The organism is Microbacterium sp. NPDC087591 (assembly GCF_044743625.1).
Lineage (GTDB): Bacteria > Actinomycetota > Actinomycetes > Actinomycetales > Microbacteriaceae > Microbacterium.
Genome location: NZ_JBIUWU010000002.1, coordinates 409,962 through 436,342, shown reverse-complemented (window position 1 = coordinate 436,342; position 26,381 = coordinate 409,962). Strand labels below are relative to the sequence as shown.

Here is a 26,381-nt window from a genome sequence, read left to right as displayed (position 1 = left end):
CTCCGAGGAGGTGCGGCCGTGCTTCGTCCAGCGAGACTGCGGGTCAGCGCGGGCGCTGCGCGCGGACCTTCGTCGGGTCGATCCCCTTCGGGATCGGCAGCGAGGAGAGCGACTGCGACACCGACTCGATGCGGCGGATGACAGCGGCGAGAGTCGCCTTGTCGATCGCCTTCGGAAGCTTCTTGATGGTCTTGGCGAGGTCGGCGATGGTCACTTCGTCTTCGCCGTGTCCGACGTAGAGCACCGTCACAGGGACGCCGTTCGCGACCCGCTGCACCTTGCTGCGCTCTTCGTTGACGAGACGGGTGAGGCGACCGCGCGCACCTTCGCCGACGATCACGACGCCGCCGCGACCGACAGTGCGGTAGACCGCCTCCTGCGTCTTCGGGTTGATGCCGACGGGCGTCTCAGATGCCTGCCAGCGACGACCGAGGCTGGTGCTGAGCACGTGGCCGGTGGCTCCGGGCATGCCGTCGATCTTCGAGTACATCGCCGACGTGGAGAGGCGCGTCATGAGGAACATCGCACCGAGCACACCGAACATCAGTCCGCTGATGGCCCAGAGGACGAGCGTCCAGATCTGGAACGGAGGGATGAGGTAGCCGGCGATGAGTCCGAGCAGGACGCCGCCGATCAGGATCCCGATCTGTGCCCACGGCAGCCAGGCATATGCCTCACGGGTGAACCGGAAGAGGGACTTGATCTGGGAGAAGAACCCAGGACGCTTTTCGGGTTCGGGAGCACGCTTTGCCATGCGCACCAGCCTACCGAGTCCGGAGGCCGTGATTGACGGCGTTCGCGTCCAGCGGAGCGTCCGCGGCGTCGGCGGGGCCATCGACGGCTCCTGCACAGGCCGTCGCTCGCAGAGGATTCCTCCACATCGGCTCGGATCGGCTCCGCACTGCGCTCCGTTCGGCTCTGATGGAGACATGCCAGCCGCCGCCATCGATGTCCCTGCACCCCCGCTCGTCCCGGGGGCGCATCGCGTGATCCGGGTGATCGAGTCGGAGGAGGGGCCGTTCGCCGGGGTCCTGGTCACACGAGGGGACGCGGTGGCGGTCAGGGTCGATGCGGCGGCGCTGGCCGGCTGGGACGGGTGGCACTTCGGGGGCTCCGAACACGTGGTCGGGCCCCTCGACATCGTGCGCCGGGCGAAGGGGCACGATGTGCTGCTTCCCTGGTGCACGCAGCGGGTGTCGACGTTCGTGGGGCGCCGCACGGCGGCGGGCGAAGGGCTGTCGCCGGGGGAGTGCGGCACCCTGTTGGTGAGTCTGTTCCGAGCTTTGGGGGAACTCGGCCGCGCGGACGCCGTCGTGGGGACGACGGGTGCGTGGTGGTTGACCGATGACGGGAGGCCGGTCTTCGTGGGGGGAGAGGGGGATGAGGCGCGCAGAGGGGTCGCGGAGCTGGTCGCGCAGCTCGGAGGGAGCTGTGACGACAAGACGCTGGGGCGTCTACTGCGCGTCGTGGAGGAGGGACTGCGCACGAACCTCGAGCAGCACCGCCGTGTGCCGCAGCTGCTGCTCGAGAAATGGGAGCGGGAGGTGCTCGACGTCGCCGCACCGCGGGCGCTTCGTCGGGAGCAGGTCGCGTCAGACGTGGCGCCGGGAGCCGTGCACACGGCGCCACGGAGGGAGTTCCCGTCGACGCGGTCGCCGGCGCGTCGCGACACCCGCGCCCCGGCGTCGCGCTTCGCCGTTCTGGCCGTGCGCACCGTGACGCGGGTCGTCGAGCACGTCGGCGTCCTTCGCGCGCGACGGGCGCGGAGAAGGGCTGCGTCGGGGAGGAGTGCTCTCCGCCCCCGTCGTCCACTCCTGGTGGCGGCGGGTGCGGCTGCCGCGGTGCTGCTGATCGGGCTCCTGTGGCCCAGCGGTGCGACGAGCGAGGTGGTGGATGGAGCGGACGGGCCGGCCGAGGTATCGCAGGCATCGGATCCGAAGGGAGGGAGCGCGGCTGATCGCTCTTCTGCCGCAGCGTCGCGCGGCGGGACGGCGGGTGCGACGCCAGCGGCCCGGCCCTCGCCCTCCGCTGCAGTGTCGAGACCGGCGGCCGACGATCCCGCGGGCGCGGCCTCCTGGCTGCTGAGGGAGATCGCGATGTGCGCCGATACCGGCGATGCGGTCTGTGCGGAGGCGGTCGCAGACGGATCGTCGGACGTGATCGCAGCGCTCGTCGGCGACGGCAGCGACGTCGGCGACGGCGGCGACGGCGGCGATGCCGGTGCAGCGGGCGGAGCCGATTCCTCGAGCGTCGAGCTCATCGACGAATACGGGGATGCCGCTGTCGTTCGGTTCACTCCGCGGGAGAAAGGGAGTGCGGACACCTCGGGGGAGGCGGAGCCAGGGGAGGGACAGATCCTGGTGCTGGTGCGGATCAACGAAAAATGGCTGGTCCGCGACGTGTATGACGTCGCGGACCAGCCAGAATGATGCGTCGGATCAGGCGCCGAGCTGTGCGGCGAACTGAGCGGCCTCGAGGCGGGCCTTGACCGCGCCGAGGAAGCGGGCGGCGTCTGCGCCGTCGATGATCCGGTGGTCGTACGAGAGTGCGAGGTACACGTACGAGCGGATCGCGATCGCGTCCGAGCCGCCGACCTTCACGAGGCCGGGGCGCTTGACGACCGTGCCGGTGCCGAGGATCGCGGACTGCGGCAGGAACACCACGGGCGTGTCGAACAGCGCGCCACGCGAACCGGTGTTGGTCAGCGTGAACGTGCCGCCGGCGAGCTCGTCGGGCTTCAGCTTGTTGTCACGCGTGCGTGCCGCCAGGTCAGCGATCTCGTGCGCGATCTGAGCGATGTTCTTCGACGCCGCGTCGCGCAGGACCGGCGTGAGCAGGCCGCGCTCGGTGTCGACCGCGATCGACACGTTCTCGGTGGCCGGGTAGACGATCTGGTCGTCCTTCACCGTCGCGTTGACGATCGGGAACGCCTGCAGCGCCTCGGCCGTCGCGAGCGCGAAGAACGGGAGGAAGGAGAGCTTGTCGCCCGTCTTCTCCAGGAACGATCCCTTGACGCTGTCGCGGTAGTTCGCGAGATCCGTGACATCGACCTCGACGACCGTGGTCAGCTGAGCCGTCTGCTGCATCGATGCGACCGCGCGCTCGGCGAGCACCTTGCGCAGACGGGACATCGGCTGCGTCGTGCCGCGCAGCGGAGAGACTTCGAGCGGAGCAGGAGCGGCGGCTGCCGGAGCGCCCGCAGCCGGGGCGGCCGCAGCCGTCTCAGCGGCCTTGAGCACGTCTTCCTTGCGGATGCGTCCACCGACACCGGTGCCGGTGACGGAAGCGAGGTCGACGCCCTGCTGTGACGCGAGGCGACGCACCAGCGGGGTCACGTACAGGTTGTCGCTCTCGGTCGGCAGTGCCAGTGCGGGAGCGGCGGGTGCTGGGGCGGCAGCGGGTGCCGGAGCAGCTGCGGGTGCCGGAGCAGCTGCGGGTGCCGGAGCAGCTGCGGGTGCCGGAGCAGCAGCGGGGGCCGGGGCGGCAGCGGGTGCCGGCGCCTCTGCAGCGGGCGCGGGCGCAGCCGGAGCGGCACCGGAGCCGACACGTGCCAGCACAGCGCCGACGGCGACGGTCTCGTCCTCGGCGGCGACGATCTCCTGCAGCACACCGGCGACGGGAGACGGGATCTCGGTGTCGACCTTGTCGGTCGAGATCTCGAGGAGCGCCTCGTCCACGGCGACCGTGTCGCCGATCTGCTTGAGCCAACGGGTGACGGTGCCCTCGGTCACGCTCTCGCCGAGTTCCGGGAGGACGATGTCGGTCGCGTCACCGGCGGGCGCGGCAGCCGGAGCCGCCTCCGCTGCGGGGGCGGCTTCCGCGGCGGGCGCCGGGGCTGCTTCCGCGGCGGGCGCGGGGGCCGCTTCTGCCGCGGGCTCAGCAGCGGCCGGAGCATCCGCAGCGGGTGCTGCAGCGCTTCCGTCGCCGATGCGAGCGAGCAGAGCTCCGACCTCGACGGTCTCATCCTCGGCGACGAGGATCTCCTCGATAACGCCGCTGACGGGGGAGGGGATCTCGGTGTCGACCTTGTCGGTCGAGATCTCCAGCAGGCCCTCGTCCGCCTGTACGGTGTCGCCCACCTGCTTGAGCCAGCGGGTGACCGTACCCTCTGTGACGCTCTCACCGAGAGCGGGGAGGATGACGGATGTGCTCATGACGGAGTCTCCTTCAGGAAGTGTGTTGACGCTTGTCTAGCTTAGTGACTCAGGCACCGGTTGGTGCTCAGAGGGCGTGCAGGGGCTTTCCGGACAGAGCGAGGAAGGCCTCGCCGAGAGCCTCACTCTGGGTGGGATGCGCGTGGATCAGCGGCGCGATGTCCTCGGGGTGGGCCTCCCAGGCGACAGCGAGCTGCCCCTCGGTGATGAGCTCGCCGACCCGATCACCCAGCAGGTGAACACCGATCACGGGCCCGTCCTTGAGTCGCACGACCTTCACGAGTCCGCCGGTTCCGATGATCTCGCTCTTGCCGTTGCCGGCGAGGTTGTACTCGTAGGCCGAGACAGCGTCTGCGCCGTGCTCCGCGATCGCTGCGGCCTCGGTCACCCCGACCGAGGCGACCTCCGGGCTCGAGTAGGTGACCTTGGGGATCTGCAGGTCAAGGACGTTCACCGGCGTGAGACCCGCGATCCGCTCCGCGACCGCGATGCCCTGCTGGAACCCGCGGTGCGCGAGCTGCAGGCCGGGAACGATGTCGCCGACGGCCCAGAGGCCGGGGACACCCGTGCGCAGATCGTCGTCCACCGTCACGAACCCGCGGTCGAGCTTCACTCCGGCCTCCTCGAAACCGAGGTCCGCGGTGACCGGTCCACGTCCGACAGCGACCAGCAGGCAGTCCGCTGCGAACTCCTTGCCGTCCTCGAGGGTGACGGTCACCGAGGAATCGTCCTGGACCGCGCTCTGGAAGCGGACACCGAGGGAGTACTGGATGCCGCGGCGGCGGAAGGCCCGCTCGAGGCCCTTGCTGAGGGCGATGTCCTCGTTCGGGACGAGATGCGGGAGTGCCTCGATGATCGTGACCTCGGAGCCGAAGGAACGCCAGACGCTGGCGAACTCGACGCCGATCACGCCACCTCCGAGGATGAGCACGCGCTCAGGGATCACGTCGAGGGCGAGGGCCTGCTCGCTCGTGATGATCCGTCCGCCGATCTCGAGGCCGGGGAGCGTGCGGCTGTACGACCCCGTCGCCAGCACGACGTCCGTGCCGGCGTAGACGTCGTCGCCGACGCTCACCGTCCGGTCGGCGTTGAGGCGTCCGGTGCCTGCGACGGTGGTGATGCCGCGTGCCTTGACCAGGCCTTCGAGGCCCTTGAACTTCTTCGCGACGATTCCCTCACGGTATGCGCGGACGCCGACGGGGTCGATGCCCGTGAGCGTGGCCGTGACGCCGACCGCCGCGGCATCACGCACGTGCTCGGCGACCTCGGCCGCATGCAGCAGCGCCTTCGTCGGGATGCAGCCGCGGTGCAGGCAGGTGCCGCCGACCTTGTCCTTCTCGATCAGGGCGACGGACTTGCCGAGCTCGCTAGCCCGGAGAGCGGCGGCGTATCCTCCGCTGCCGCCACCGAGGACGACGATGTCGAAGGTGTGTGTGGTCATAGGTCATGCCTCCGTGTGGGATGCGTGGGCGAAGGCGACGATCGATCGAACCATCGCCCCGGTGGGGCCCTTCTCGGTGAAGCCGTAGGGTGCACTGCCGTGCTCGCCGGATCCGGCGATGTCGAGGTGCACCCACGGGATGCGCGGAGCGTCATCCGCGTCGGACACCCGTCCGACGAACCGTCGGAGGAAGAGCCCGGCGAAGGACGCGCCACCGGCGCGGTCGCTCATGTTGGCGTTGATGAGGTCGGCGATCGGCGAGTCGAGGCTGTCTTCCATGTACTCGGGCAGCGGCATGTGCCAGGCGAGTTCGTCTGCCGAGTCCGCGGCAGCGAGGAACTGGGCGACGGTCTCGTCGTCGCCCATCACCCCGGTGTGGCGGTGACCGAGTGCCAGGATGATCGCTCCGGTCAGGGTGGCGACGTCGATGATCACGTCCGGGTGCTCCCGGCTCGCGGCGACGAGCCCGTCGGCGAGCACGAGGCGGCCTTCGGCATCGGTGTTGAGCACCTCGACGGTCGTGCCGTCGAGCATCCGCAGCACATCGCCCGGTCGCGTCGCACGGCCGGACGGCATGTTGTCCGCGATGCAGAGCCATGCCGTGACGCGGACCGGCAGCCCCAGGGTCGCGATGGCGCGCAGCGCGGCGAGGCTGGTGGCCGCGCCCGCCATGTCGAACTTCATGCCGACCATGGACGCGGCGGGCTTGAGAGACAGGCCACCGGTGTCGAAGGTGATGCCCTTGCCCACCAGCGCGATGTGGCGCGTGGCGTCGGCGGGGGAGTAGTCGAGGCGCACCAGGCGGGGCGGGCGATCGGACCCCTGCCCGACGCCCAGGATCCCTCCGAAGCCCTGCTCCGCGAGGGCGACCTCATCCAGGATCTCGACCGTGACGTCGAGGTCGGCGACGCTGTCGGCCGCGCTCTGCGCCAGTTGCGCGGGGCTCTGCCACTCGGCGGGGACCTGCACGAGATCCTTGATGAGGGCGACCGCGTCGCCGATCGCCTGGGCGTGCGCCACGGCCGCGTCGTCGGTCCGGGTGTGCAGGATCACTGAGGACGCGCGCTTCTTGCCCTTCTCCGAGCGGTAGCCCTCGAACCGGTGTCCGCCGAGGACGGCGCCTTCGGCTGCGGCATCCGCGAAGGATTCGAGCCCCGGCGCGAGTGCGAGGGAGATCGTCTCGAAGCCCGTGAACACCCGCAGTGCGGACCCGGCAGCGTTGCGGACGGATACCGCTGTGGGAGAGGATCCCGCGCCGACGACGGCGAAGGGCACGGACGACACGTCCGGCGCGTACACGCGCGCGAATGCGGATGCGGAGCCGGTGAATCCGATACCGGCGAGGATGTCGGCGAGACCGGGATAGCCGTCGAGCGCCGAGGCGGACTCCGAGATGTCGGGGATGACGAGCACTGCGGCATCTGCAGCGCTTCCGGGGAACTGATCAGTGGTGTGCGAGAGCACGGGAAGCGTCATGCTTCCATCCTAGGGATCACGACGGCGGGCCGGGCGCGAGCGGGCCTGCGCGTGTTCGCTCTCAGCATGACGCCGCCCACCCTCGTGGCGGGAGCGGCTCGTAGCATGGACACATGCCCTTCTCCGGACCCATCCATGAACGAGTAGCGAACGCGCCAGCCGTGCCGCGCGGGTTGCCCCTGGTGGTGCTGCTGACCGGGTTCACCGACGCGGGCAGTGCCGTCTCCGGCCTCATCGACCACCTGCGCGAGACGACGTCGCCGCAGACTGTCGTGGTGTTCGACAACGACGTGCTCCTCGACTACCGCGCTCGTCGCCCGGTGATCTCCTTCGATCAGGATCACCTGACGGAGTTCCGTCCGCAGCGGCTCGAGCTATCGCTGGCCACCGACGCGCTCGGACAGCCTTTCCTGCTGCTCGCGGGCTACGAGCCGGATTTCGCCTGGAACGCCTTCGCGAGCACGGTCCTCGAGCTGGCCGCCGAGTTCGAGGTCTCCGGCCTCAACTGGGTGCACTCGATCGCGATGCCCGTTCCGCACACGCGCCCGATCGGCACGACCGTCAGCGGCAACCGTCGCGAGTTGAACGTCGTCCACTCCGTGTGGCGTCCGCGCACGCAGGTGCCGGCGACGGCCGGTCACCTCCTGGAGTTCCGCTTCGCCGAGCGCGGCGACCGTGCCGTGGGTTTCGTGCTGCTCGTGCCTCACTACCTCGCCGAGACCGAAAACCCCGACGCCGTGATCACCGCTGCCGAGCGTCTGATGGCGTCGACCGGTCTCGTGCTGGTGCTCGACGCGGTGCAGGAGCGCCGGGACGACTATCTCGCGCGCGTCGACGAGCAGGTGCTCGGCAACGATGAGCTGCAGCAGATGGTGCACAACCTGGAGCGCCGCTACGACGCCTACATGGCGGGCCGCAATCCCGATGACGGCTCCTACGACGAGGGAGGGTTCAGCGAACGCGACCTTCCCAGCGCCGATGAACTGGCCGCCGAGCTAGAACGGTACCTGGCATCCCGCCCCTCGGGTGACGAGGACAAACCAGGAAGGGTGTGACTCGATTCGGGTGAACTTCGCCGGAATGCGTCCGCATCGCCACACGTGTGCGATACTAGGAGTCTGACCCGTTGTCAATCGCTCCTTTTCCGGAGCGGACTTGACAAGGGTCTTACTAGTGTCCGAAATGTCCCGGGGCGGTCCGCAGCCCCGTGAAAGGCGAAACGTGACTCCTGCCACGACAAACAAATCCCGGACGACGAAGAAGGCCGCTGACGAGACTGCGACCGAGGCTCCGGTCGAGGCGAAGGATGCGGCTGAGAAGCCTGCGCCGCTGAGCGCAGCGAAGCGCGCAGCTGCCAAGCGCGCGCCCGCCAAGAAGAAGAAGGCCGACGACATCGTCGAAGACGATGAGGCGCCCGTCGCCGAGGCGGCCGACGAAGACGACGAAGACAGCAAGCCGAAGTTCACCGAGCCGCTTCCGACCGGTGCGATCGTCATCACGTCGAGCGACGAGGACGACGTTCCCGTCTACTCCTCGCAGATCACCGGCGCGACGGCCGACCCGGTCAAGGACTACCTGAAGCAGATCGGTAAGGTCGCTCTGCTGAACGCGGCCGAAGAGGTCGAGCTCGCGATGCGCATCGAGGCAGGCCTTTTCGCCGAGGAGAAGCTGTCGACGATGACCGCCGCCGAGAAGGCCGGCCAGCTCGGTCTCGACCTGCAGTGGGTCGCCCGTGACGGCCAGCGCGCCAAGAGCCACCTGCTCGGTGCGAACCTCCGCCTCGTCGTGTCGCTCGCGAAGCGCTACACGGGTCGTGGCATGCAGTTCCTCGACCTCATCCAGGAGGGAAACCTGGGTCTCATCCGTGCGGTCGAGAAGTTCGACTACACCAAGGGATTCAAGTTCTCCACCTATGCGACATGGTGGATCCGCCAGGCGATCACCCGCGCCATGGCCGACCAGGCCCGCACGATCCGCATCCCGGTGCACATGGTCGAGGTCATCAACAAGCTCGCCCGCGTGCAGCGTCAGATGCTCCAGGATCTGGGCCGCGAACCCACGCCCGAAGAGCTCAGCCGCGAACTCGACATGACGCCTGAGAAGGTCGTCGAGGTGCAGAAGTACGGTCGCGAGCCGATCTCCCTGCACACCCCGCTCGGTGAAGATGGAGACAGCGAGTTCGGTGACCTCATCGAGGACACCGAGGCCGTCGTCCCCGCCGACGCCGTGGGTTTCACGATGCTGCAGCGTCAGCTCGAGCAGCTGCTCGACTCGCTCTCCGAGCGCGAGGCCGGCGTGATCCGCATGCGCTTCGGACTCGGTGACGGTCAGCCCAAGACGCTCGATCAGATCGGCGACACCTTCGGCGTGACCCGCGAGCGGATCCGTCAGATCGAGTCCAAGACGATGGCCAAGCTGCGCCACCCGAGCCGTTCGCAGTCGCTGCGGGACTACCTCGAGTGATGCAGGCGAACGAGGGCAAGGCGCTCGAGACCAGCGTCGACGGAAAGAACTACGCACGGATCCCGCTGCGCACGCGTGTCGTGATGCCGGATGACGACCTCGATGCCGTCATCACGGAGTACGCGAAGGACGCCGTGCAGCCGGGTGACCTGCTGTTCGTGACCGAGAAGATCGTGGCGATCACGCAGGGACGGTCGTACCGTCTCGACGAGATCACGCCGCGCAAGCTCGCTCTGTTCCTCTCCAAGTACGTCACCCGCACGCCGTACGGCATCGGGCTCGGCATGCCGGAGACGATGGAGATGGCTCTGCGGGAGTGCGGAACGCCGCGCATCCTGTTCGCGTCCGCCGTCGCGGCGGTGACCAAGGCGTTCGGTCGTCGTGGTGACTTCTACCGCATCGCGGGGGACAAGGCGCGCGCCATCGACGGCCCGACCAAGCACACCATCCCTCCGTACAACGAGGCGGTCGTGCTCGGACCCAAGGACCCCGACGGCGTCGCGGCACGTGTGAAGAAGCTCATCGGCGGCCAGGCCGAGGTGGCAGTGGTCGACATCAACGACCTCGGTGGCAACATCCTCGGGTCGACGCTCGACAAGGACGGCGAGCGTCGTCTCGTCAAGATCCTCGGCGACAACCCGCTCGGTCAGGGCCTCGAGTCCACGCCGCTCGGCATCGTCCGCGCGATCTGACCCGTTCACAGCAGAGAAGAAGGCCCCGGATGCTCTCGCATCCGGGGCCTTCTCCGTCGGTGTCAGAAGCCGATGACCTCGCGGTAGCGCGGCTTGTGTCCGGTGCGGATGCCGGTGACGCTCGGCTTGTTCTCGTACACGCCCGCGCCCCAGTTGCCCTCGACCAGCACAGGGCCGTCGGGGGACACGACGATGTCCCACCCCACGTACTGCACCTGCGGGACGACGCGGGCGACCTGATCGATGAACGCGCGGACCTCGTCCATGTAGGGGAGCTGGAAGTCGGCGATCGGGAAACCGGTGTCGGGGTGCTTCTCGTGCACGTGGCCGTGAGAGTCGTATCCGGCGCCCACGGAGCGGCCGTTCTCATCGAGCATCGTGTAGAAGCCGCCGAAGGTCATCTGGTCGCTGACCGCGCCGCGTCCGAACTTCTGGGCCATCGCCAGGATGTGCGCCTTCTCACCGTCGAAGAAAGCGGTGATGCGCGTCGTGTTGACCGTTCCGGGGCAGACCGCGGCGAGGGCGTCGTGCTGACGGATGACCTCTTCGATCAGCAGCTCGCCGCGGGCGAGGAGTCCGCGGTGGAAGTCGTCCCAGTCCTCGACGTCTGCCGCGTGGTACCGGTGCACGCCGGTGCCGGCCTGCCCGACCGGCTCCTTGGTCACGATCGTTCCGAGGCGCTGGGCGAACTCGCGCACGGCCTCGGCGTTGCCCTCCTCGACGACCATCCACTCCCGGTGGAGGTGCACCGAGAACTGCTTGTCGAACTCCACCTTGTCCTGGAAGATCCAGCGGAAGTCCGGGTGGTCGTACCGCTGCGAGAGCTGGTTCGAGACCGGGTGGGTCATGTAGGTCTCACGCTCAGCGCGCGTGAGCATCGCGAAGTCGTAGTCGATGTAGTCCTGGAAGCCGACGTTGTGGCGCGCTGCGGACCAGAGCATGTCGACGACGATGGCCGGCACCGCCTTGTGGTGCTGCTCGGAGGCCTCTTTGGCGCGCTCCACGACCGATCCGACATCGATGCGGCGTGCCCGTCCGATCAGGTAGCGGACGCGGGGCGCGAGGGAAAGACGTGACATTGTGCTCCGAAGGTTGGGGATCCCATCCAGTCTACGGGGGGCTTCGCAGGGAACCTGAGCGCACGGAAGCTAGGGTGGAAGACGTGTCCGACACGACTTCCAGCGCCCGAACGCACGCGGTGATCTCACGCTCCGCACTGGCGGCGGCAGCGGATTCCGCTGTTCAGCGGGGAGGATCGGTCGCTGATCTTCGTCGCGATGCGTGGGGTCACGGTGTCCTCGCCGTCGCGCACGCCGTCACGGCGGCCGGAGCGAGCCGCGTGCTGGTCGACTCCGCCGGCGAGATCGCTGCGCTCACGCTCGAAGGCATCGTCGGAACCACCGAAGCGGTCGCCGACATCGACCCCGTGCTGCTCTACGGCCTGCCGGCGGGGGGAGACGCCGTCCCCCTGCGTCCGGTGATGAGGCTGGCGGGGAGAGTGCTCTCCACGAAGCGCCTGCGCGCCGGTGACGCGGTCTCCTATGGCTACACCCACCGTGCCCCCGTGGACACGAACGTCGCGCTCGTCACGGGCGGATACGCGCAGGGGATCGTGCGGGCGCTCGGCAATCGCGCGCACGTCGAGATCGACGGCGAGCTGCGCCCCATCATCGGTCGCGTCGCGATGGACGTGTGCGTCGTCGATCTCGAAGGCGCGGATGCCTCTGTCGGCGCCGAGGTCACCTTCTTCGGCGGGGAGGGCCCAGCAGCGCACAACCTCTCGCACTGGGCCGAGGTGACCGGCCTGTCCGTGGCTGAGCTCATCGCGGTCGCCGGCGCACACGCCGTGAGGGAGTGGGAAGCATGAGTCGTCCCGAGCTGCGCATCAGCGCGCCCCTGTTCCGCGGGAACATCGCGGCCGTGCGGGAGCGGATCGCCCCTTCAGCGCTCATGCTGGTCGTCAAGGACGATGCGTACGGGCATGGGCTGCCGTGGGTCGTGGAGACCGCGGATGCCGTCGGCGTCGAGTGGTTCGGCAGCTACGACGTGCACAGTGCGCTCGACGTCCGCCGCGTCGCGGGGGGTGCCGCGCGGGTATTCGCCTGGGCGACGTCCACGGATGCCGAGATCGACGATGCGCTCGTGCAGAGCATCGACCTGGGGGTCGGCACGGCGGAGTACCTGCGCCGGATCATCGCACGCGCCGCTGCTGTCGGCGTGGTCGCGCGGGTGCACCTCAAGATCGACACCGGACTGCACCGCAACGGGGTGCTCCGCGAGGACTGGGATGGCGTGGTCGCCGAGGCTCGCGCGGCCGAGAGAGCAGGACTGCTGGAACTCGTCGGAGTCTGGAGTCATATCGCCGAGGCCAGCGATGCCGAGGATGACGAGGCTCAGGCCGTCTTCCTGGACGCCGTGCGCGTGGTGGGCGAGAGCAGGTCCGCTCCGGTGCTCCAGCATCTGACGGCATCCGCGGCGTCGTGGTGGCGTCCGGAGCTGCGAGGCAGCCTGTCGCGGATCGGTGCCTTCTGCTACGGCGTCCGCTCCGCCGATGGGCCGGAGCTCGACGGCATCCGCCCGATCGCCGCGCTCGTCGCATCTGTGAGCGCGGTCTCCGAGGGAGAAGCGGTCATCGGCATCGGCAGCTTCGACGGCGTGCCCTCGAGCCTCGCGGGAGCGCCTGTGGGAACCCCCGCCGGCACGCGGGAGCTGCGTCGGATCGATCACACGACGTCGGTCGTGCAGGGCTGGCCCGGAATGGCCATCGGCGATGAGGTGCACCTGTTCGGTGCGGGCGATCACGGCGAGGTCAGTGCGACGACTCTCGCGGAGCGCATCGACACGGTCGGCGAGGAGATCCTCACGCGGCTCAGTGTCCGTGTGCGACGGGTCGTCGTCGACTGATGTCGGGCGGCGACCCGTCGTCGGTCATGCGTGAGACGGATGACGTCGGAGGGATCCGCTGAGCGGATCGGACCTCAGACCGCGTCGACCAGTCGAGCGGTCTCGTCGTGCCAGCTGGTCGCGATGGCGCGGAGCTTCTCTTCGTACTTGCGGCCGTGGTGGGCACAGAAGAGGAGCTCGGAACCGTTGACCTCGGCTGCGATGTACGCCTGAGCGCCGCAGGAGTCGCAACGGTCTGCTGCGGTCAAGCGGAACTCGACGGTAGAGGTCTCACGTTCGGTTGTTGCGTTCATCTCGGTGCCTCCTCGGGTGTCGGGTTCGCTGTGGAGCGTGCTCAATACAACCACGGGGATGCTGGGCACATGCCCGGATCACCGCGTGTTTCGCTCAGCGCGTACGAGAACGGCCTGGATGGGCGGCTGCCGGGGAGTGTCGGCGGAGTATGGAGGCTCCACGAGAATAGACTCGGAGATTGTGACCGCCGAGTATTCCGCCCATCATCTCCAGGTGCTCGAAGGACTCGAAGCCGTCCGCAAGCGGCCCGGTATGTACATCGGGTCGAACGGATCGCCCGGGCTCATGCACTGCCTCTGGGAGATCATCGATAACGCCGTCGACGAGGCGGTCGCCGGCAACGGCAAGAAGATCGACATCATCCTGCACTCCGACGGCAGCGTGGAGGTGCACGACCTCGGTCGCGGCATCCCCGTCGACGTCGAGCCGCGCACCGGGTTGACCGGCGTCGAGGTGGTCTTCACCAAGCTGCACGCCGGGGGAAAATTCGGTGGCGGCTCCTACGCCGCATCCGGTGGATTGCACGGTGTGGGTGCCTCGGTCGTGAACGCCCTTTCCGAGCGTCTCGACGTGGAGGTCGATCGCGGAGGCAAGACCTACGCGATGTCGTTCCACCGCGGTGAGCCCGGCCGCTTCGCCGACTCGGGGGAGAAGCGCCCTGATGCGCCCTTCGCCCCCTTCGAGGACGGCAGCGAGCTCCGGATCGTCGGCAAGGCGCCACGGGGCGTGACCGGAACGCGCGTGCGCTACTGGGCTGACCGACAGATCTTCACAAAGGACGCCGCGTTCCAACTCGGCGAACTGGAGAACCGCGCGCGTCAGACCGCCTTCCTCGTGCCTGGGCTCGAGATCGTGATCCGTGACAACCGTGCCGAGGAGCCGATCGAGACTTCGTATCGCTACGAAGGCGGAATCTCCGAGTTCGTCGACTACCTCGCGAACGACCCGCCCGTGACCGACAACTGGCGCATCCAGGGAGAGGGCACCTTCAAGGAGACCGTCCCGGTCCTGCAGGCCGACGGCCACATGATCGCCACCGAGGTCGAGCGCGTCTGCCAGGTCGATATCGCGCTGCGGTGGGGGACCGGCTACGAGACGACCATGCGCTCGTTCGTCAACATCATCGCGACGCCCAAAGGCGGAACGCACCAGCAGGGTTTCGAGCAGGAGATGCTGAAGGTGCTCCGGGCGCAGGTCGAGCAGAACGCACGTCGACTCAAGGTCGGGAACGACAAGCTCGAGAAGGACGACGTCCTGGCCGGCCTCACCGCCGTGCTCACCGTGAACGTCCCCGAACCGCAGTTCGAGGGTCAGACGAAGGAAGTGCTCGGCACACCGGCCGTACGCCAGATCGTCGCCCAGGTCATCCGCAAGGATCTCGGAATCCGCTTCAGCTCGACCAAGCGTGATGACAAGAGCCAGACCACGCAACTGCTGGACAAGATCGTCGCGGAGATGAAGGCGCGCGTCTCGGCACGCGCGCACAAGGAGACCCAGCGTCGCAAGAACGCGCTCGAGTCCTCCACCCTCCCCACGAAGCTCGTCGACTGCCGCACGAACGAGGTGGAGCGCAGCGAGCTGTTCATCGTCGAGGGAGACTCCGCGCTCGGCACCGCGAAGAACGCGCGCAACAGCGAGTTCCAGGCCCTGCTGCCCATCCGCGGCAAGATCCTGAACGTGCAGAAGGCATCGATCGGCGACATGCTCTCGAACGCCGAATGCGCCTCGATCATCCAGGTGATCGGCGCCGGGTCCGGCCGCTCGTTCGACATCGATGCGGCTCGGTACGGCAAGGTGATCCTGATGAGCGACGCGGATGTCGACGGCGCCCACATCCGGACCCTGCTCCTGACGCTGTTCTTCCGCTACATGCGTCCGCTGATCGAGCACGGCCGGGTGTTCGCCGCCGTTCCTCCGCTGCATCGAGTGATCGTGATGAACCCGGGTTCGAAGCCGAACGAGACGATCTACACGTACAGCGAGCAGGAGATGCACGCACTGCTGACCAAGCTCCGCAAGGCCGGCAAGCGCTGGCACGAGCCGATCCAGCGGTACAAGGGTCTCGGCGAGATGGATGCCGAGCAGCTCGCGACCACCACGATGGACCGCTCGGGTCGTCTGCTGCGACGCGTGCGCATGGAGGACGCAGAGGCCGCGGGGCGCGTCTTCGAGCTCCTGATGGGCAACGAGGTCGCGCCGCGTCGGGAGTTCATCATCGACTCGTCCGACCGACTGTCTCGCGAGTCCATCGACGCCTGAACGTCGTCGACTGCGAAGAAGGCGGGCTTCCCTCGGCGAATCCGAGAGAAGCCCGCCTTCTCTATGGAGTCAGGCGAGGGTGCGGCCGATGCTGCCGATCACCCCGTCGATCGGCTGACCGGATGCATCACGGCGCGCGCCGGGCTCGGGGAGCTTGCGGACGGCTCCCGTGGGGTCGACGGCCTGTGCGGGGTTCGGTCCCACCCACGCGACCGTGAGGCGATCCTCGCCCTTCAGGAAGGCGTGCGCGCGCACTCCACCGGTCGCTCGTCCCTTGGCGGGGTACTCCGCGAAGGCGGTGACCTTGGCGCGACCCGGTTCGGTGCCGGGGAGGATGCCCTCGGTGCCGGAGACGGTGGCGACCACGGCGTCCGCGTCTGCGTCCACGACCCCGAAGAACAGCACGGCAGCACCGTCTCCCAGTTTGATACCGGCCATGCCGCCGGCGGGAGCACCCTGCGGGCGCACCATCGATGCGGAGAAGTGGAGGAGCTGCGCATCGGTCGTGACGAAGACGAGCTCGGCGTCGTCCGGCGCCTCTGCTGCTCCGACGACCGAATCGCCGGGCTTCATCGCGATCACCTCGATCTCGGGGCGCACGGGAATGGCGGAGGGGATGATCCTCTTCACGGTTCCCTGGGCCGTGCCGAGCGCGATCGGGGTGTCGCTGTCGAAGCGCACGAAACCGAGGATCCGCTCACCACGAGCCGTGATGCCGAGATAGTCCTTGAGCGGAGTGCCAGCGGCGAGCTGCACGGACGTGGACGGGACGGATGGCAGGTCGACCGGAGAGAACCGCACGACGCGACCCGCACTGGTCAGCGCCCCCAGCTCGGCGCGGACCGTGACCTCGAGCGTTGTCAGGATCGCGTCGTGCTTGCTGCGTCTGGCGGGAACCGTGAGCTCCTGGCCCTCGCTCAGGTCGACGCGCACGGCGCGGCCGGTCGTGGACAGCACGAGCACGGTCGGGGCATCTGCGATCTGGAGATCGACGGCACCCTTGGTCGCGCGCGGCTTGGGCGGTGCGGCGTTCATGAGCAGCGTGCGGCGCGGGGTGCCGTAGGCGTCTGCGGCGGCATCGAGCTCGGTGGCGACCGCGGCGCGGAGCAGCGCAGGGCTGGCGAGCAGTTCACGCAGCGCGGCGATCTCGGCCTGCAACGCATCGCGCTCCGCCTCGAGCTCGATGCGGGAGAACTTGGTGAGGCGGCGCAGGCGCAGCTCGAGGATGTACTCCGCCTGCAGTTCGCTGAGGTCGAAGACGGAGCGCAGGCGCGAGCGCGCCTGTTCCGAGTCGTCCGAGGAGCGGATGACCTGGATGACCTCGTCGATGTCGAGGATCGCGATGAGCAGTCCCTCGACGAGGTGCAGGCGCTCCTCGCGCCGGGCGAGGCGATAACGGCTGCGCCGGGTGATGACCTCGAGGCGGTGCGCCACGTAGACGCTCAGCATCTCCTTGAGGCCCAGCGTGCGGGGCTGGCCATCGACGAGCGCCACGTTGTTGATGCTGAACGAGTCCTCCAGCGGTGTCAGCCGGTACAGCTGTTCCAGCACCGCGTTCGGGTCGAAGCCGGTCTTGATGCCGATCGCGACCCGCAGGCCGTGATTGCGGTCGGTGAGGTCGGTGACATCGCTGATGCCCTGCAGCTTCTTCGACTGCACGGCGTCGCGGATCTTCTCGATCAGGCGCTCGGGGCCGACCATGTAGGGCAGTTCGGAGACGATGATCCCTGTGCGTCTCGGTCCGAGCGGCTCGATCGAGACCTTACCGCGCACCTTGAGCGCGCCGCGGCCGTTGGCGTAGGCGTCTTTGACCCCGTCGAGGCCCATGATCACGCCGCCGGCCGGGAAGTCCGGGCCGGGAACGAACTCCATGAGGTCTTCCGTGGTCGCGTCTGGGTTCTCGAGCAGGTGCGTGGCAGCGGCGACGACCTCGATGAGGTTGTGCGGTGCCATGTTCGTGGCCATGCCGACCGCGATGCCGCTCGCACCGTTGACGAGCAGGTTCGGGAACGCGGCGGGCAGCACGGCGGGCTGCTGGAACTGTCCGTCGTAGTTCGGGATGAAGTCGACGACGTCTTCGTCGAGGTTCTCCGTGAGCGCCAGCGCGGCGGCGGCGAGACGGGCTTCGGTGTATCGCGCGGCGGCAGGACCGTCGTCGAGCGAGCCGAAGTTGCCGTGCCCGTCGACGAGGGGCACGCGCAGCGCCCACTCCTGGGCCAGGCGCACGAGCGCGTCATAGATGGCGGTGTCGCCGTGCGGGTGGAGCTTTCCCATCACCTCGCCGACGACGCGGGCGCTCTTCACGTGACCGCGGTCGGGCCGGAGCCCCATCTCCGCCATCTGGTAGAGGATGCGTCGCTGCACGGGCTTGAGACCGTCGCGGGCGTCGGGCAGAGCGCGCGAGTAGATCACCGAATACGCGTACTCGAGGAACGAGCCCTGCATCTCTGCGGACAGATCGATGTCCTGGATGCGCTCCTCGACGGGCTCGGGCGGCGGAGTTTTCGGCATGGGCTTCCTGAGGGCGTGCGGGAGCCTGTGTCAGACTGGCTCGGATGTCCCTCATGCTACCGTCCGAGTCGCCATCAGCCCGGAGCGTCGTCGGGGTGGCGGGCGACCTCTTCGCGTCCTTGCGCGCCGAGTCCGATGTACTGCCTCCCGCGGAGTCCGTCGTGCTGGTCGTGATCGACGGGCTCGGCGCCATCAGCCTCCGCGGTCACGCCGGTCACGCCAGGGCGCTGACGGCGAGCATGACCAAGCGCGACACCGCGCAGACGGTGTTCCCATCGACCACGGCGGCGGCCCTCACCAGCATCCTGACCGGGGTGTGGCCGGGCGAGCACGGCCTCGTCGGCTATCGCGTGCTCGACGCCCGGCGCGACGTGCTCGTGAACCAGCTCACCGGTTGGGAATCGGAAGGGCTCGATCCCCTCACCTGGCAACCTGCGCCGACCATCTTCGAGCAGGCCGTCGCTGCGGCGCGACCCGCGTTCGCGGTCGGCGTCGCCGCCTACGAGCACAGCGGATTCACCCGCGCGACGCTGCGCGGTGCGCAGTTCGTGGCGGCGAGCACCGCGTCTGAGCGGGTGGAGGCCGCCTACGGTCTCGCGGAGCAGAATCCTGGCGCTCTCGTCTACTGCTACCTTCCCGAGGTCGACAAGGCCGGGCACAAGCACGGAGTCGCCTCCGCGGAGTGGGTGGCGGCGCTGGAGGACATCGACGCGGCCCTGTCCGCCCGGGTCCCCACCGGCGTCGGCGTGCTCGTCACCTCCGATCACGGGATGGTCGACGTACCCGCGCGGCGGCAGGCCGTGCTCGACGTCTCGCATCTGGCCGGGGTCCGCCATGTCGGGGGAGAGCCGCGCATGCTCCACGTGCATCTGGAGGCGGACGCCGTGGGCGAGGATGTGCTCGCCCGGTGGCGCGCCGATCTGGAGGGTGTCGCCGATGTCGTCACGCGGGACGAGGCCATCGCGGGAGGGCTCTTCGGACCGCATGTCACGGAGGCCGCGCGGACCAGGGTGGGTGACCTGCTGGTCATCGCTCGTGGGGTCTGGGCGGTGTACGACGGAACCGCGGCTGATCAGCGCGGACGCGGGATGATCGGCCAGCACGGCGGGCTCACGCCGGAAGAGCGAACAGTCCCCGTGCTCAGGCTCGGCGCCTTCTCCCGCTGACCGCCGGGCGTGGCGTCGCTGCTGTTCTCCGGGCCGCTGTCACTCGTCGGTGCTGTTACTCGTCGGTGCTGTTACTCGTCGGTGCGTGCTCCGAAGACGATCTCGTCCCAGGAGGGCATCGCGTTTCGGCGACGACGGCGAGCACCGCTGTCGGATGAGTCGCTGGACGTCGTCGTGGGCGGCTCCGCGGCGGGTTCGGGCTCGTCCGCCTCCGGTTCGAACGCGGCGTCGAAGAGCGCGATCGGATTCGTCTCGGAGTGCTGATCCTCGACGTCGTCGATCAGGGGAGCCGTCTCGCGCTGACCGCGGCGGCGGCGGAGAGCCTCGAGCAGGTCGGCGGTCTCCGGGCTGGTCGTGGAGGATTCGGGTGCACGCTTGGTCGCCGCTTCCTGCGCTGCGGCGTTCGAGCGCTCGGGAAGCGACGGCTCCTCGATGTCGGCCTCGGGTGTCGGCAGGAGTCGCGGTCCGAAGGCGCCGGAGTCGAATCGACTCTCGTCCTTGTACGGCGAGCCGGCGCGCTCCGCATCGACTGCGCGCAGACGGGGGATGAGTCCTTCCGGGAGGGAACCCTGGCGGGAGAGCTGGGTCGCGTCGGCGTTGAGCGGAGACAGTGCGCTGCGCCGCGGATCGAAGCTCCACCGAGCGTCGTGCTCGACGTCGCTCGCGGTGAACTCGAGCTTGACGATCCAGCCGGTCTCGTCCTTCCAGCTCGCCCACCGCTCGTCCGATGCCTCGACGTCGGCGAGCTTGGCGCGGACGGCGGCTCCGAAGGTCGGCTGGGCGTCGGGCTCGACCTCGCTGCCGATGAGCACGGGAACGGCCAGAGCCTGCCCGATGATGTGCTCGCGCTCCGCGAGCACAGGACCTTCGAACCGGGCGACATCCTCGACACTGATCCCGAGCAGCTCGGACACCTCGACCGCAGTGAGGCCGGCGCGGATCTGCGCCTGGATGTCGCGGGGACTGGCGGCCAGACGCTGTGCGGTCGGCTCGGCCAGGCGGGTGGCGCGGCGGATCTCCCGCTGCAGGACATCGTCGATGGGCAGCGCGAACCGCTCGCCCGACTCGGTCGCGAGTACGAGGACTCCTGATTCTGTGCCGACGATGGTGACGTTTTCCATGCGAATGCCCCTCTGGTGGGTGTGCGTTCATGGTGTCACGCGAGTGCCCTCCCGGCCGGGAATACTCTGGGCGTGCCGCGAGTTTGCTCTGTCGCACACTCCGGCATTTGCTTATTGCTCTGAGGTCGTGCAAACTATGGCCGCCGAATACCCGACGGCGAACCACCCACTCGTACCATGAAAGTGGAGATCTACCGCATGGCAACCGATTACGACGCTCCCCGAAAGAGTGAAGACGACTCCGAGTCGATCGAAGCGCTCAAGGAGCGTGTGCCGGACAAGCTCTCCGGCTCCAGCGGGGACGAGGATTCCGACAACCCGTCGAGCTTCGACCTCCCGGGTGCCGATCTGTCCGACCTCGAGCTCGATGTCGTCGTGCTGCCTGCGCAGCAGGACGAGTTCACCTGCATGAGCTGCTTCCTCGTGAAGCACCGCTCGCAGCTCGACCACGAGGACGCTTCCGGCCCCATCTGCAAGGAGTGCGCTGCCTGAGCACGCGCAAGCGAACCGCAACGCGCCCCCGACCTTCCGGTCAGGGGCGCGTCGTCATTTCCAGCTTCGGTCGCGCGGTGACCGTGGTCGTCCGGTCAGGACCGGGACGCGCGGATCGCGGCGGCGAGGCGGTCAGGGGTGCGTGAGGAGATCGTCCAGGAGACCACGGGGTCGGCCGGATCGATGTTCGGCACGACCACGACGCCGTCGATCCCACCGCGGATGAGGTGCCATCCTCGCGCAGGAAGCCCGGGGCCGCGGGCTTCGCGCGCTTCTTCCGCCGTCAGCACGATGGGGTCGCCGAGGTACGTCGTATCGATGTGCGCCCTGCCGGCTCGCAACACCGATCCCTCGACGGACACGACCGGGGTCGCCACCACGAAGAGGATGACCAGCACGGCGGAGACCGCGGCGCCGACCACGAGCGCGACCGTGGATCCGACGGGGACGAAGATCAGCGACACCATCGGTCCCGCCAGGGCGACCGTGACCAGGAGCCGCAGGCTCGGGGCGAGTCGTTCGCGATAGTGCGTACGTGCGTCTGTCGTGGGGTTCTGCATTAGCCTCATGGGGTGACCGATTCCGTTGATGTCCCCATTATCGCCTCTGTGGTCCCCGGATACGCCCACCCGGGCGATGCCGGTGCCGACCTGGTCGCGGCGGAGGCCGTGCATCTCGCACCGGGCGAGCGGGCGCTGGTGGCGACCGGCGTGCGCATCGCGCTGCCGGAGGGATACGCCGCCTTCGTCGTCCCGCGCAGCGGTCTGGCCGCCAAGCACGGCATCTCGATCGTCAACTCTCCGGGGACCGTCGACGCCGGTTACCGCGGAGAGATCAAGGTGAGTCTGATCAACACCGACATCCACAGCGCGTACGATGTGGCCGTCGGCGACCGCATCGCTCAGCTGATCGTCATGCCCGTGACACGAGCCACGTTCATCCCGGTCGAAGAGCTGCCGGACAGCGTGCGCGGCGAAGGTGGATTCGGATCCACCGGCTATCAGGCAGGGAAGAACAATGACTGACAACACCCCCAACCCCCCGAAGTCCGCACCGCTGAACCGTGCGACCGACGGCCCCTTCGACGATTCCGAGGCGAACCCGGTCCGTCCGTACATCGATCTCGGCGGCATCAAGATCCTGCCGCGTGAGGGACTCAACCTCCGTCTCGAGGTCGAGGAGCAGTCCAAGCGCATCGTGGCCGTCGGCCTCGACTACGCGGACTCGTCGCTCCAGGTGCAGCCCTTCGCCGCGCCGCGGTCCGGTGGCCTGTGGGACGAGACCCGCGTGCAGCTGCGCGATCAGGTGCGCGCTCAGGGCGGCCGTGTCGAAGAGCGCGAAGGCACCCTCGGCAAGGAACTGCTCGCCGAGGTGCCGGCCACGGCGAGTGAGGGCTCAGGGCTGCGGCTGGCACGGTTCATCGGCATCGACGGTCCCCGCTGGTTCCTGCGTGGCGTGATCGGCGGCGCCGCAGCATCCGACCCCGATGCCGCGGAGAAGGTCGAGGACCTGTTTCGATCGATCGTCGTGGTGCGCGGTGGTTCGCCGATGCCGCCACGCGATCTGATTCCTCTGAAGATGCCGGCCACGCCGGGATCCGCGTGAGCGCGCCCGAGCCGGGCGCCGAACGAGAGCAGAGCGCGTCCGAGATCTTCGGGGCGGCGCTCGGGGGTGTGGCACGGCGCGCCGGTCTCGACCCCGCCGACGAGGGGCGCACGCACAAGGTCGTCTGGTCGGCCATCGGCGGCTGGCGCGGGATCCTCGAGTCGGTCCTGCCGAGCCTCGCGTTCGTCGTGCTGTTCACGCTGCAGCCGAAGCCCCTCATCCTCGCCCTCGGGGTCTCGGTGGGGCTGGCCGCGGTCTTCACGATCATCCGTCTGATCCAGAAGTCCCCGCCCTCGGCTGCACTCGGCGGACTGGTGGCCGCCGCGGCCGCTGCCGGCCTGGCGCTGTGGACCGGGCGCGGCGAGGACAATTTCGTGCCCGGGCTCGTGACGAACGCCGTCTACGGCTCCGCCCTGCTCATCTCCGCGCTGGTCGGCTGGTCCCTGATCGGCCTCGCAGCGGGCTTCCTGATGGGGGAGGGCACCGCCTGGCGGCAGGATCGGCGCAAGCGCCGGGCGTTCTTCTGGCTCGGCATCGCCTGGGCATCGCTGTTCTTCGCGCGTCTCGCCGTGCAGTTCCCGCTGTACCTGGCCGGAGACGTCACCGCACTCGGAACCCTGAAGCTGATCATGGGGCTTCCCCTGTTCGCTCCGCTGATCGCGGTCACGTGGTTGGTCGTGCGCGCGTTGTATCCCCGCGCGCCTGCGCACGAGGATGCTCCTGCGGCGTGATAGATTTATCTTGATATCAAGATAAATCGCAGGCTTCTGCCGCGGGCTGGGAAGGCGCAGACTGGTTAGGTCCGCCTTGCTAGCCGCAGGACCTCCGCGGCGAGCAAGATGGAACCGCCTGTCGCTTCCATCAGATCAGAAGGAGACGGAATCGTGTCCACGGTGAACAGCTTCGGTGCCAAGAGCACCCTGACAGTCGGCAGCACCGACTATGAGATCTTCCGCATCGACACGGTGCCCGGTTTCGAGAAGCTCCCCTTCAGCCTCAAGGTGCTGCTGGAGAATCTCCTTCGCACCGAGGACGGCGCGAATGTGACGAAGGCGCAGATCGAGGCCCTCGGGTCGTGGGATGCGTCGGCGGAACCGAACACCGAGATCCAGTTCACGCCGGCGCGCGTGGTCATGCAGGACTTCACCGGTGTGCCCTGCATCGTCGACCTCGCCACCATGCGCGAGGCCGTCACCGCTCTCGGCGGCGATGCCAACAAGATCAACCCGCTCTCGCCCGCTGAGATGGTCATCGACCACTCGGTGATCGCCGACCTCTTCGGCTCGGAGAACGCACTCGAGCGCAACGTCGAGATCGAGTACGAGCGCAACGGCGAGCGGTACCAGTTCCTGCGTTGGGGTCAGACCGCCTTCAGCGACTTCAAGGTCGTTCCTCCGGGAACCGGCATCGTGCACCAGGTGAACATCGAGCACCTGGCCAAGGTCATCTACGACCGCGACGTGAACGGCGTGCTGCGCGCATACCCCGACACCTGCGTCGGCACCGACTCGCACACCACCATGGTCAACGGCCTCGGCGTGCTGGGCTGGGGCGTCGGCGGCATCGAGGCGGAGGCGGCCATGCTCGGCCAGCCCGTGTCGATGCTCATCCCGCGCGTCGTCGGCTTCAAGCTGAGCGGCGAGATCCCCGCCGGCGTCACGGCGACCGACGTCGTCCTCACCATCACCGACCTGCTGCGCAAGCACGGCGTCGTCGGCAAGTTCGTCGAGTTCTACGGCGAGGGCGTCGCCTCGGTGCCGCTCGCAAACCGTGCCACGATCGGCAACATGAGCCCCGAGTTCGGTTCGACGGCGGCGATCTTCCCGATCGACGATGTCACCCTCGACTATCTGCGTCTCACGGGTCGCAGCGAAGAGGCCGTCGCACTCGTCGAGTCGTACGCCAAGGAGCAGAAGCTCTGGCACGACGCCGCACACGAGCCCACGTTCAGCGAGTACCTCGAGCTCGACCTGGGCACCGTCGTACCGTCGATCGCCGGCCCGAAGCGCCCGCAGGACCGCATCCTCCTCTCCGAGGCGAAGACGCAGTTCGAGCAGGACATCCTCAGCTACGCCACCGCGTCCACCTCGGACTCGATCGTCGACCTGGAGTCGAAGCACTCCTTCCCGGCCTCCGACCCCGGTCAGGCGCCCGGCGACGAGGAGCCGACCACGCGCCCCGTGCACATCAACAGCGGGGCTCCGGCGAACGCGTCCAAGCCGGTACCGGTCACCACCCCTTCGGGCGAGAAGTACATCCTCGATAACGGGGCCGTCACGCTCGCTGCCATCACCTCGTGCACCAACACGTCCAACCCGTCGGTGATGATCGCCGCCGGTCTCGTGGCACGCAAGGCGCTGCAGAAGGGCCTGAAGCAGAAGCCGTGGGTCAAGACCACGCTCGGCCCCGGCTCGAAGGTCGTCACGGACTACTACGAGAAGTCCGGGCTCGACAAGGACCTCGAGGGTCTCGGGTTCTACACGGTCGGCTACGGCTGCACGATCTGCATCGGCAACTCGGGTCCGCTGATCGAAGAGGTCTCCGCGGCCATCAACGATCACGACCTCGCCGTGACGGCGGTGCTCTCCGGAAACCGCAACTTCGAGGGTCGTATCAGCCCCGACGTGAAGATGAACTACCTCGCCAGCCCGCCGCTGGTGATCGCCTACGCCCTGGCCGGCTCGATGCACTTCGACTTCGAGAACGATGCGCTGGGCAAGGGCACCGATGGCGAGGACGTTTTCCTGAAGGACATCTGGCCGACGCCTGCCGAGGTGCAGGAGCTGGTCGACTCCTCGATCTCCCGCGAGCAGTTCATCAAGCAGTACGCGACCGTCTTCGACGGTGACGAGCGCTGGAAGAGCCTGCCGACCCCGGACGACGCGATCTTCCAGTGGGACGAGAACTCGACCTACGTGCGCAAGGCCCCGTACTTCGACGGCATGACGATGGAGCTCACCCCGGTGCGCGACATCGAGGGTGCCCGCGTGATGGCGACGCTCGGCGACTCGGTCACCACCGACCACATCTCGCCGGCCGGTAACATCAAGCCGGGCACGCCCGCGGCGCAGTACCTCACCGAGCACGGTGTGGACCGCAAGGACTTCAACTCCTTCGGTTCGCGCCGAGGCAACCACGAGGTCATGATCCGCGGAACGTTCGCGAACATCCGTCTGAAGAACGCCATGGTCGCAGCCGTCAACGACGGCCAGGTCGTCGAGGGTGGCTTCACCCGCGACTTCACGTTGCCGGGCGGTCCGCAGTCGTACATCTACGACGCAAGCATGAACTACCAGGAGCAGGGCACGCCCCTCGTCATCTTCGGTGGCAAGGAGTACGGCTCCGGCTCGTCGCGCGACTGGGCAGCCAAGGGCACGAGCCTGCTGGGCGTCAAGGCGGTCATCACCGAGAGCTTCGAGCGCATCCACCGCTCCAACCTGATCGGAATGGGTGTCGTCCCGCTGCAGTTCCCCGCCGGTCAGAGCTGGGAGTCGCTGGGTCTCGACGGCACCGAGGTCGTCTCGATCTCCGGCCTCGAGGAGCTCAACAACGGTGTCACGCCGAAGACGGTCCGCGTGACGGCGGCTCCGAGTGAGCACTCGCCCGAGGGCAAGCAGGTCGTGGAGTTCGACGCGGTCGTCCGCATCGACACCCCCGGTGAGGCGGACTACTACCGCAACGGCGGCATCCTGCAGTACGTGCTGCGCTCGCTGGTCTGATGCAACGCTCGAATGGGGCTCGGGACATGATCCCGGGCCCCTTTCGTCGTGTCAAGGGTGCCGCACTCTCCGAGGATTCACGGG

22 protein-coding genes are annotated in these 26,381 nt (G+C 68.3%); 13 read left to right on the top strand and 9 right to left on the bottom strand.

Annotated elements, in window-relative coordinates; translation table 11 throughout:
- Window positions 1–43: 43 nt before the first annotated feature.
- Window positions 44–754: a DUF4191 family protein gene (locus tag ACIOVG_RS12670; RefSeq protein WP_400873824.1), complete on the bottom strand. Its 711-nt coding sequence runs from the start codon at window positions 752–754 to the stop codon at window positions 44–46.
- A 175-nt stretch (window positions 755–929) separates the two neighbouring features.
- Here ACIOVG_RS12670 and ACIOVG_RS12665 point away from each other — a divergent pair, with 175 nt between their 5' ends.
- Window positions 930–2,429 carry a hypothetical protein gene (locus tag ACIOVG_RS12665; protein WP_400873821.1) on the top strand — a complete coding sequence of 500 codons (1,500 nt, stop codon included), beginning with the start codon at window positions 930–932 and terminating at the stop codon, window positions 2,427–2,429.
- 9 nt (window positions 2,430–2,438) lie between these two features.
- Here the strand turns inward: ACIOVG_RS12665 and sucB are convergent, their stop codons facing one another.
- From sucB to ACIOVG_RS12650, 3 genes are all read right to left on the bottom strand, one after another.
- Entirely contained in the window at window positions 2,439–4,154 is a 1,716-nt protein-coding gene (gene sucB, locus ACIOVG_RS12660; RefSeq protein ID WP_400873818.1) for a 2-oxoglutarate dehydrogenase, E2 component, dihydrolipoamide succinyltransferase, read from the bottom strand.
- Window positions 4,155–4,221: 67 nt separating this feature from the next.
- Window positions 4,222–5,595, bottom strand: a complete 1,374-nt coding sequence (gene lpdA, locus ACIOVG_RS12655; protein ID WP_400873815.1) for a dihydrolipoyl dehydrogenase — start codon at window positions 5,593–5,595, stop codon at window positions 4,222–4,224.
- A 3-nt stretch (window positions 5,596–5,598) separates the two neighbouring features.
- Window positions 5,599–7,071, bottom strand: coding sequence for a leucyl aminopeptidase (locus ACIOVG_RS12650; RefSeq protein WP_400873813.1), 1,473 nt, complete (start codon window positions 7,069–7,071; stop codon window positions 5,599–5,601).
- A gap of 113 nt (window positions 7,072–7,184) precedes the next feature.
- Here ACIOVG_RS12650 and ACIOVG_RS12645 point away from each other — a divergent pair, with 113 nt between their 5' ends.
- From ACIOVG_RS12645 to ACIOVG_RS12635, 3 genes are all read left to right on the top strand, one after another.
- The gene (locus ACIOVG_RS12645) at window positions 7,185–8,126 is read left to right on the top strand and encodes a proteasome assembly chaperone family protein (protein ID WP_400873811.1); all 942 of its coding nucleotides are present in this window, start codon (window positions 7,185–7,187) and stop codon (window positions 8,124–8,126) included.
- Window positions 8,127–8,292: 166 nt separating this feature from the next.
- Entirely contained in the window at window positions 8,293–9,534 is a 1,242-nt protein-coding gene (locus ACIOVG_RS12640) for an RNA polymerase sigma factor (protein WP_400873808.1), read from the top strand.
- The gene (locus ACIOVG_RS12635; protein ID WP_400873805.1) at window positions 9,534–10,226 is read left to right on the top strand and encodes a coenzyme F420-0:L-glutamate ligase; all 693 of its coding nucleotides are present in this window, start codon (window positions 9,534–9,536) and stop codon (window positions 10,224–10,226) included. Before ACIOVG_RS12640 ends, ACIOVG_RS12635 begins: the two co-directional genes overlap by 1 nt.
- A gap of 62 nt (window positions 10,227–10,288) precedes the next feature.
- Here ACIOVG_RS12635 and ACIOVG_RS12630 read toward each other — a convergent pair whose 3' ends face one another.
- Complete coding sequence (locus ACIOVG_RS12630; protein ID WP_400873802.1) at window positions 10,289–11,305, bottom strand: sugar-transfer associated ATP-grasp domain-containing protein; 1,017 nt, start codon at window positions 11,303–11,305, stop codon at window positions 10,289–10,291.
- Window positions 11,306–11,388: 83 nt separating this feature from the next.
- Between ACIOVG_RS12630 and ACIOVG_RS12625 the strand changes: the two genes are divergently transcribed.
- Together ACIOVG_RS12625 and ACIOVG_RS12620 are read left to right on the top strand one after the other, a co-directional pair.
- Window positions 11,389–12,093, top strand: coding sequence for an alanine racemase (locus tag ACIOVG_RS12625; RefSeq protein ID WP_400873799.1), 705 nt, complete (start codon window positions 11,389–11,391; stop codon window positions 12,091–12,093).
- Window positions 12,090–13,130 (top strand): alanine racemase, encoded by a 1,041-nt coding sequence (locus tag ACIOVG_RS12620; RefSeq protein ID WP_400873797.1) that lies wholly within the window; start codon window positions 12,090–12,092, stop codon window positions 13,128–13,130. The genes ACIOVG_RS12625 and ACIOVG_RS12620 overlap by 4 nt, the downstream gene beginning before the upstream one ends.
- A 74-nt stretch (window positions 13,131–13,204) precedes the next feature.
- On the opposite strand, the gene ACIOVG_RS12615 is transcribed toward ACIOVG_RS12620, so the two are convergent.
- A complete protein-coding gene (locus ACIOVG_RS12615; RefSeq protein WP_400873794.1) occupies window positions 13,205–13,423 on the bottom strand; it encodes a hypothetical protein in 219 nt (72 codons plus the stop codon).
- Between the two features lie 181 nt (window positions 13,424–13,604).
- Between ACIOVG_RS12615 and ACIOVG_RS12610 the strand changes: the two genes are divergently transcribed.
- Window positions 13,605–15,683, top strand: a complete 2,079-nt coding sequence (locus ACIOVG_RS12610) for a type IIA DNA topoisomerase subunit B (RefSeq protein WP_400873791.1) — start codon at window positions 13,605–13,607, stop codon at window positions 15,681–15,683.
- 69 nt (window positions 15,684–15,752) lie between these two features.
- On the opposite strand, the gene ACIOVG_RS12605 is transcribed toward ACIOVG_RS12610, so the two are convergent.
- Window positions 15,753–18,194, bottom strand: coding sequence for a DNA topoisomerase (ATP-hydrolyzing) subunit A (locus ACIOVG_RS12605; protein WP_400873788.1), 2,442 nt, complete (start codon window positions 18,192–18,194; stop codon window positions 15,753–15,755).
- Window positions 18,195–18,238: 44 nt separating this feature from the next.
- Between ACIOVG_RS12605 and ACIOVG_RS12600 the strand changes: the two genes are divergently transcribed.
- The gene (locus ACIOVG_RS12600) at window positions 18,239–19,360 is read left to right on the top strand and encodes an alkaline phosphatase family protein (protein WP_400873785.1); all 1,122 of its coding nucleotides are present in this window, start codon (window positions 18,239–18,241) and stop codon (window positions 19,358–19,360) included.
- 71 nt (window positions 19,361–19,431) lie between these two features.
- On the opposite strand, the gene sepH is transcribed toward ACIOVG_RS12600, so the two are convergent.
- Window positions 19,432–20,481, bottom strand: a complete 1,050-nt coding sequence (gene sepH, locus ACIOVG_RS12595; RefSeq protein WP_400873782.1) for a septation protein SepH — start codon at window positions 20,479–20,481, stop codon at window positions 19,432–19,434.
- Window positions 20,482–20,679: 198 nt separating this feature from the next.
- Between sepH and ACIOVG_RS12590 the strand changes: the two genes are divergently transcribed.
- A complete protein-coding gene (locus ACIOVG_RS12590) occupies window positions 20,680–20,973 on the top strand; it encodes a DUF4193 domain-containing protein (RefSeq protein WP_141871913.1) in 294 nt (97 codons plus the stop codon).
- 95 nt (window positions 20,974–21,068) lie between these two features.
- Here ACIOVG_RS12590 and ACIOVG_RS12585 read toward each other — a convergent pair whose 3' ends face one another.
- Window positions 21,069–21,533 carry a DUF3093 domain-containing protein gene (locus ACIOVG_RS12585; RefSeq protein ID WP_400873779.1) on the bottom strand — a complete coding sequence of 155 codons (465 nt, stop codon included), beginning with the start codon at window positions 21,531–21,533 and terminating at the stop codon, window positions 21,069–21,071.
- A gap of 12 nt (window positions 21,534–21,545) precedes the next feature.
- Between ACIOVG_RS12585 and dut the strand changes: the two genes are divergently transcribed.
- From dut to ACIOVG_RS12565, 4 genes are all read left to right on the top strand, one after another.
- A complete protein-coding gene (gene dut / locus ACIOVG_RS12580) occupies window positions 21,546–21,998 on the top strand; it encodes a dUTP diphosphatase (RefSeq protein WP_188895184.1) in 453 nt (150 codons plus the stop codon).
- The gene (locus ACIOVG_RS12575) at window positions 21,991–22,578 is read left to right on the top strand and encodes a DUF3710 domain-containing protein (RefSeq protein WP_400873776.1); all 588 of its coding nucleotides are present in this window, start codon (window positions 21,991–21,993) and stop codon (window positions 22,576–22,578) included. Before dut ends, ACIOVG_RS12575 begins: the two co-directional genes overlap by 8 nt.
- Window positions 22,575–23,309, top strand: a complete 735-nt coding sequence (locus ACIOVG_RS12570; protein ID WP_400873773.1) for a DUF3159 domain-containing protein — start codon at window positions 22,575–22,577, stop codon at window positions 23,307–23,309. Before ACIOVG_RS12575 ends, ACIOVG_RS12570 begins: the two co-directional genes overlap by 4 nt.
- A gap of 153 nt (window positions 23,310–23,462) precedes the next feature.
- Window positions 23,463–26,297 (top strand): aconitate hydratase, encoded by a 2,835-nt coding sequence (locus ACIOVG_RS12565; RefSeq protein WP_400873770.1) that lies wholly within the window; start codon window positions 23,463–23,465, stop codon window positions 26,295–26,297.
- Window positions 26,298–26,381 lie beyond the last annotated feature (84 nt).

Bases quoted from the DNA above. Each gene is read 5' to 3' on its own strand.
- ACIOVG_RS12670 (WP_400873824.1), bottom strand. From the start codon at position 754: ATGGCAAAGCGTGCTCCCGAACCCGAAAAGCGTCCTGGGTTCTTCTCC.
- ACIOVG_RS12665 (WP_400873821.1), top strand. From the start codon at position 930: ATGCCAGCCGCCGCCATCGATGTCCCTGCACCCCCGCTCGTCCCGGGG.
- sucB (WP_400873818.1), bottom strand. From the start codon at position 4,154: ATGAGCACATCCGTCATCCTCCCCGCTCTCGGTGAGAGCGTCACAGAG.
- lpdA (WP_400873815.1), bottom strand. From the start codon at position 5,595: ATGACCACACACACCTTCGACATCGTCGTCCTCGGTGGCGGCAGCGGA.
- ACIOVG_RS12650 (WP_400873813.1), bottom strand. From the start codon at position 7,071: ATGACGCTTCCCGTGCTCTCGCACACCACTGATCAGTTCCCCGGAAGC.
- ACIOVG_RS12645 (WP_400873811.1), top strand. From the start codon at position 7,185: ATGCCCTTCTCCGGACCCATCCATGAACGAGTAGCGAACGCGCCAGCC.
- ACIOVG_RS12635 (WP_400873805.1), top strand. From the start codon at position 9,534: ATGCAGGCGAACGAGGGCAAGGCGCTCGAGACCAGCGTCGACGGAAAG.
- ACIOVG_RS12630 (WP_400873802.1), bottom strand. From the start codon at position 11,305: ATGTCACGTCTTTCCCTCGCGCCCCGCGTCCGCTACCTGATCGGACGG.
- ACIOVG_RS12620 (WP_400873797.1), top strand. From the start codon at position 12,090: ATGAGTCGTCCCGAGCTGCGCATCAGCGCGCCCCTGTTCCGCGGGAAC.
- ACIOVG_RS12615 (WP_400873794.1), bottom strand. From the start codon at position 13,423: ATGAACGCAACAACCGAACGTGAGACCTCTACCGTCGAGTTCCGCTTG.
- ACIOVG_RS12605 (WP_400873788.1), bottom strand. From the start codon at position 18,194: ATGCCGAAAACTCCGCCGCCCGAGCCCGTCGAGGAGCGCATCCAGGAC.
- ACIOVG_RS12600 (WP_400873785.1), top strand. From the start codon at position 18,239: ATGTCCCTCATGCTACCGTCCGAGTCGCCATCAGCCCGGAGCGTCGTC.
- sepH (WP_400873782.1), bottom strand. From the start codon at position 20,481: ATGGAAAACGTCACCATCGTCGGCACAGAATCAGGAGTCCTCGTACTC.
- ACIOVG_RS12590 (WP_141871913.1), top strand. From the start codon at position 20,680: ATGGCAACCGATTACGACGCTCCCCGAAAGAGTGAAGACGACTCCGAG.
- ACIOVG_RS12585 (WP_400873779.1), bottom strand. From the start codon at position 21,533: ATGCAGAACCCCACGACAGACGCACGTACGCACTATCGCGAACGACTC.
- ACIOVG_RS12575 (WP_400873776.1), top strand. From the start codon at position 21,991: ATGACTGACAACACCCCCAACCCCCCGAAGTCCGCACCGCTGAACCGT.